Source organism: Acinetobacter sp. WCHAc060033, from assembly GCF_004209125.1.
In the GTDB taxonomy this organism is placed as follows: Bacteria; Pseudomonadota; Gammaproteobacteria; order Pseudomonadales; family Moraxellaceae; genus Acinetobacter; species Acinetobacter wuhouensis.
On record NZ_SGSW01000096.1, the window covers coordinates 1 to 4,903 of the forward strand.

A 4,903-nucleotide genomic window follows, 5' to 3' on the forward strand; every position below is an offset into this window, starting at 1 on the left:
ATTAATGATCAGATATCTTTTCTTTGTGAAAATATTACTGACACAAAACAAAAAAATTCATTAGAAACTTATCAGCGTTCTATCAGTAAACTACATGACCATATTAATAAAATCATGGATCGTTATGATGATCACAATCTAGTAAATTCGATAGTTGAAATCAGGGAGTCACTAGAAAAAAATCTTGATAAACCTGATTCTTATTTTAAAAATTATAAACATAGCTTAGCAAAAGTTAAGTTAGTTCTAAGTGAAATCAGTTTATATAATTTCTAAAAACATATCAGGTTAATTAGTATCACTTTCTAAAGAAGGCTTTAATACCTCTTTCAAAACGATTGATTAGAGTGGGAGAAGGATTAGTAGTTTCTACTTTCTTAATAGTTTCAGGCTGTACATTTTCTTGTAAGTCTCTATTTGTACGGTTTTGTTCATCTTTATTGTCAGGCTCACTGTCAGGCTGAATATTTAAAGGTGTATACCCCAAAGCTAAAGTTAAGTTATCAATCTTATCTTTTAATGATTCAATCTCTTTATACATACGCTCTTCACGTACTTTTGCATCTTGTTTATCTTTTCTAAGTTCTTCAATTAATTGTTTGTACAACTCGATTGTAGTGTTGTCAATTTCTGCACTGTCAGCCTTACTTGTAGCCTTACTGTCAGGCGTACCGTACACCCTTTGCATTTCGCTTAAATCAATTACCTTTCGATTCTTATCATCAATCTCATAGCTAATAGTACCGTTCTTCATACGATCATAAATTGATGTACGAGCAATACCATATTTTTTAGATAACTCGGCTACGGTGAATTTAGGCATGGAGAATTAGGACAAGCTGATAATTAGTTAAGAGGATAATAGCTGATTTAAATTGATGAAAGGTAATGAGTAAGAGTTGTTTTAGTTATGACAGGAAGTGTGGTAAAACTGTTCCTAGAAAATGAAAAACCCCGTAACTTTCAAAACTTGGCGGTAGAGAAGTTACAGGGTTGAATCCTTAGAACACGCTTGCACATGATCTGTATCCAATAATACAGAACAAAAGTGCATTTGCAAACAGTGAAGTTATGCAATGCAACAATTATCATTATGCTTAGAGCAATTTACAGACAAGTTACCCAACAAACCATATTGCACAAATAATCTTGAGCATGGTTTGTTAGTACGTCCAAAAGCTGTAGCTGTTGATTATATTTATATTCAGCCTGATCATCCGTACTATCAAAATTACCTAATCTTAGACTTGGATTATGAATCCTCATTGATTGAAATTCTTTACTCAATGACAGGAATCCCTTTACCCAATTTATTGGTAGAAAATAAAGAGAATGGGCGTTCGCATATATTTTTCAATCTAAAAACACCAGTCTACAAAACAAACGCCAGTAAAATAAAACCAATCATCTATGCTAATGCTGTTTTAAAGCGATTACAGAGCTTATTTAATGCTGATGTAGGATACAGTGGTTTAATAGCAAAAAACCCCATACACGAGCAATGGAGAGCATATACGCTACGTGATAAGCCATACTCATTGAATGAGCTTGCTAGTAAGTTAGAAATTGATTGGAAAGAAGCAAATAAACCAATTAAGCAAGATGAAGCTATAGGACTAGGTCGGAATTGTTATGTATTCCATACAGCACGTTTTTGGGCATACACGGCGGTAAGAGAGTTCAGAGGGAAAACATATAACCAATGGCTACAGACTGTCATAGATCACTGTCTAAAGCTCAATGAGGGCATTACAGAGCCTATGCAATATGGAGAGATCAAAGGGATTGCAAAGTCTATAGCTCGCTACTGTTGGAAACGTGATGGCTACGCTTACCAAGAATTTATTGATAGACAGCGCCGTAAAGGGGCTATAGGTGGTAAGAAATCTAAGCGATTACCTGTTGATGATTCAGAAGCTAGCACGAAGCCTTGGGAAGCATTAGGGATTAGTAGAGCAACTTATTATCGCCATCGAAAGAGTGAGACTGGATAAGCCTAAATCAGATAATAGCCCGTTTACTTTGATCTGTTAACGATTGTAATTATGGCTTGTTTTGTTGTTGTTTGTTTTTGGGTATTCTTTATCTGTTAATAGTTAATTATATCAATATTTTATGCTCTAAATGGGTGTGCTAATAATAGGTGTTAAATAACATATCAAAATTACTCCTTTTAGTTCTCTTATAGCTTAAAATTATTTAATAACAATAGTTTATTATCCTTTAAATGCCTTGTTTACCTCAAAATGTTAAGCATGTTGGTATGTTTTGATTCAATATTTTTCAAAATTAAAAATATGAATGATTGATAACCAATAGGTACACAGATATTTCTGTTTGAATGTCGGTCTTTTATAAGGGGGATGGATTTCACCGTTAAGCAGTGACAGTCACAATACCTATAAAAATAAAATTTATGTAAATATTCATCTTGATATTTACCGCACTAATACGGATAATGATTTGTAAATTACTCCTCTTCATATTTTAATGAAATAACTTCTTAAAACTCTTTTATACAAAGGCTTTTAGATTATTTTTATTCTAATTATATAGTAGCTATTTTAGGGGGGAAATAAGTGTAAGTATAGGATGTATAATCTTAAGTAATTATCTTAAAGAATCAGTCATAAGTTTAGAGGAGAGATGATGGAGAATAGTGAGGATAAAACAGTAAGACATATAGTTAATTATCTAACCAACTATGATTGGTTGTATCAATATTCAATATTTGTAGATGTAAATGATTTAGATGTTGAGGAAGCTAAAAATGTTGCTAAGAATTGGCTTCTTAAATTTGATGATAAGAGATTTAGAGATTACCTAAGAAAAAAGAAAGGTAATGAAGATGTAGCAATGATGTATGTGATTAGGAAACATTTACATAGAAATCATCCATCTAAAAAGTCATTTCAGCAGTTTTACATCACTATATATTCTAGTGGTGAAATACAGGGTATTGATCATATTCAATCTTATTATTCTGATTTCCCTTTGAATACATTGGATAGAAAAGTGACAGATAAAAAGATTGAATCTACATGTTCAGCATTAAAGAATCAGAAGCTACATGACTTAAGTTTGTTAGGTGGGAAAAAGAGATACACAATCATAAATAAAGCAAAGCTAAGACTAATTGAAGCACCTTAAATGGTGCTTTTTATTGTCTGTACGTGAATAGAAATTAATTAGCAGGGCAATCATGCACATTTATTCACGTAGATGAGCCTAAATTATCCTTTTAGTTCAATAAATAACTATAATAAATAGGATTTTTAATTATATATCAAGGTTGTATTCGCTTGTCTAAACAACAGTTTTATCGCTTAACATTGGTTTTAGCAATCCCCTTATTAATCTTTAGTTTTTGGTTAGGGCAACAAGACTTTGTCTTTAATAAAGGACAGTTTGTACAATGTGATGTAAGTGAAAACTCTTGTATGTTTGTTCAAGTACCATTGAGTGAAATAGATCAGATTAACAATAATAACCTTCTTCTAAAATATGGAAATACGTCTCCAGACAAGTTCCTAGGACTAATAAATTTTGATTTTCCAATTAGCGTATTTTCCCCACATCTTTCTGAAGATCGTGAGGTTAACATATCATCTTTAGTAAGTAGTCGAACATTAGAAGGGAGCTTATGCACGATACATCAAGGGCTATCTTATAATTGTAGAAAGAATCCTGTTGCGTTTACTTCGAACTACGGACGGATAGAATTTATCAATCCAAACGATGCAACAAGATTTAATAATGTCATTGAGAATGGGAAGTCTCATTTTAAAGATTATTTTTTAATTCAAACTGCTATAGGTTTTGGTTTTTTCTTAGCTTTTTTGACTTCATATTTGATTATCTCATGGTTAATTCATTTCATAATTTATGGGATGAAGAAAGGCTCAATAGAAAAATAGAGCTATCATTGGACTATACACAAAAGATAAAAGAATTAAATGATAAAAATGCTATCAATAGACTATCATTATTAATTAAATGATAGTATTATCTTTGTACTTAACGTTTTATAGTTAAATGAGAAATGACAACTAGAATTTATGTCCGTGCCAGTACCAAAGATCAAGATGCAGAAAGAGCATTAGATGATTTGAGAGAGTTTGCTAAATCCATCAAAGGAGATGTAAACGAATACATTGAAAACGAATCTGGAACTAAGCTAGATAGACCTGTTTTAAACAAGTTATTAGATGATTCAGAAAATGGTGATACGTTGCTTGTTGAGAGTGTAGACCGTCTATCTAGGCTTTCTCAGTCTGATTTTGATGTGTTGAAAGGGCGTATAAAAGAGAAAGGACTAAAGCTAGTTGTTGCTGATTTGCCAACTACACACATGCTTATCAGTTCAACAGATACCATCACAGGCTCTATTCTCAATCTTGTAAATAACATGCTGATAGATTTGTTGGCAACTATGGCAAGGTTAGACAATGACAAACGCCGTGAGAGAATTAAACAAGGCTTGGAAAGATCAGGATATAAGCCCACAGGTAAAAAAGCTGATACAGCTAAACATGCTAGAATCAAAGAGTTAAATGCTAAAGGTTTAACAAAAGAAGAAATAGCAAAAGCTGTTAATTGTGGCGTAGCTACTGTGTATCGAGTTTTAAAGGAATAAGGAATGGATTTTTGTGCTGTAAATTGGGGATATGTGAAAGATATTATTGTTGCTCTAATTTCAGCAGGAATACCTTCTTTTGTAGCATGGAAAATTTATAAAAGATGGAAAGTGCAAAAAGGTAGTGAGGTAATTGCCTGTGAAGCAAAAAATATATTCTATGATGTCTGTGAACATCGTAAACACTTAGATTACTTATTAAACTATGAAATAAGTAACAAACAAGCTTTGACTTCTTTTAATCATATTGATGATTTAATTATAAAA

At 32.0% G+C, this 4,903-nt stretch carries 6 protein-coding genes and 1 pseudogene; 6 read left to right on the top strand and 1 reads right to left on the bottom strand.

Annotated elements, in window-relative coordinates; translation table 11 throughout:
• Positions 1–276: hypothetical protein (locus EXE10_RS21780; protein WP_213073868.1), on the top strand; the 276-nt coding region annotated here is incomplete at its 5' end.
• Between the two features lie 22 nt (positions 277–298).
• Here EXE10_RS21780 and EXE10_RS20140 read toward each other — a convergent pair.
• Positions 299–823, bottom strand: coding sequence for a plasmid replication DNA-binding protein (locus EXE10_RS20140; RefSeq protein ID WP_130114528.1), 525 nt, complete (start codon positions 821–823; stop codon positions 299–301).
• Between the two features lie 253 nt (positions 824–1,076).
• Between EXE10_RS20140 and EXE10_RS20145 the strand changes: the two genes are divergently transcribed.
• From EXE10_RS20145 to EXE10_RS20165, 5 genes and pseudogenes are all read left to right on the top strand, one after another.
• Complete coding sequence (locus EXE10_RS20145; RefSeq protein WP_130114529.1) at positions 1,077–1,994, top strand: replication initiation protein; 918 nt, start codon at positions 1,077–1,079, stop codon at positions 1,992–1,994.
• A 655-nt stretch (positions 1,995–2,649) separates the two neighbouring features.
• Positions 2,650–3,150 carry a hypothetical protein gene (locus EXE10_RS20150; RefSeq protein ID WP_130114530.1) on the top strand — a complete coding sequence of 167 codons (501 nt, stop codon included), beginning with the start codon at positions 2,650–2,652 and terminating at the stop codon, positions 3,148–3,150.
• 152 nt (positions 3,151–3,302) lie between these two features.
• Positions 3,303–3,917, top strand: coding sequence for a hypothetical protein (locus EXE10_RS20155; protein ID WP_130114531.1), 615 nt, complete (start codon positions 3,303–3,305; stop codon positions 3,915–3,917).
• A gap of 125 nt (positions 3,918–4,042) precedes the next feature.
• Positions 4,043–4,636 carry a recombinase family protein gene (locus EXE10_RS20160; RefSeq protein ID WP_130114532.1) on the top strand — a complete coding sequence of 198 codons (594 nt, stop codon included), beginning with the start codon at positions 4,043–4,045 and terminating at the stop codon, positions 4,634–4,636.
• 3 nt (positions 4,637–4,639) lie between these two features.
• Positions 4,640–4,903, top strand: a pseudogene (locus EXE10_RS20165) (hypothetical protein); the annotation flags it as partial.

Bases quoted from the DNA above. Each gene is read 5' to 3' on its own strand.
- EXE10_RS20145 (WP_130114529.1), top strand. From the start codon at position 1,077: ATGCAACAATTATCATTATGCTTAGAGCAATTTACAGACAAGTTACCC.
- EXE10_RS20160 (WP_130114532.1), top strand. From the start codon at position 4,043: ATGACAACTAGAATTTATGTCCGTGCCAGTACCAAAGATCAAGATGCA.
- EXE10_RS20150 (WP_130114530.1), top strand. From the start codon at position 2,650: ATGGAGAATAGTGAGGATAAAACAGTAAGACATATAGTTAATTATCTA.
- EXE10_RS20140 (WP_130114528.1), bottom strand. From the start codon at position 823: ATGCCTAAATTCACCGTAGCCGAGTTATCTAAAAAATATGGTATTGCT.